We start from the raw sequence: 628 nt of genomic DNA on the forward strand, positions 1-628 counted from the left end.
TTTTTCTCAATAATAAAATAGGCAATGGCAATTCTTACCAGTATTTGATATTGTAAAGTTACCACACAAAACAATTCAATACAGAAAGACACCACTGCCTATGAAAAGAATACCATTTGACCGCTTTTCTGACAAGCGGTTTTATTATGCTAATGCAATCCATGACAGATACGACAGTTACATATGTAGTAAAAGACTATAAAAACGAAGGCTGCTGGAAAGAGAAAACAATTTCAGGAGAAGAATTCATCCGTCGATTCATGATGCATGTTCCTCCCAAACGATTTGTCAGAATCCGGCACTATGGTCTGCTATCATGTAGAAACAAGAGAAAAAAGATAACTCACTGCAGAAACCTGCTAATCGATGTATGCAAATGTTCTTCTTGCGGAGGGAATATGGTATCACCCCGCAAAGATAAATACAGTTCTTCTTTTCGTGCACATATGAGATGTTAAAATCTACAATTGCATAGAATAAATGACTTCCGCATAGGAGGTTTGTTTGTCATGCCTGAAATTGATTTCTTGAAGAAAAAAACTTTTACCAAAACATCCGGTATGATAAACTTAAGGAAAAGAGCAACGATTGAATCCCCATAGCTATCGGCTAAAGGGACGCGACTTTG

1 pseudogene is annotated in these 628 nt (G+C 36.8%); it reads left to right on the forward strand.

The annotated features are described in order from the left end of the window. Positions 1–161: 161 nt before the first annotated feature. Positions 162–458, forward strand: a pseudogene (locus tag PGW42_RS15815) (transposase); the annotation flags it as partial. Positions 459–628 lie beyond the last annotated feature (170 nt).

It is taken from the genome of Coprococcus sp. TM115-187 (genome assembly GCF_027679115.1).
Lineage (GTDB): Bacteria > Bacillota > Clostridia > Lachnospirales > Lachnospiraceae > Allocoprococcus > Allocoprococcus comes.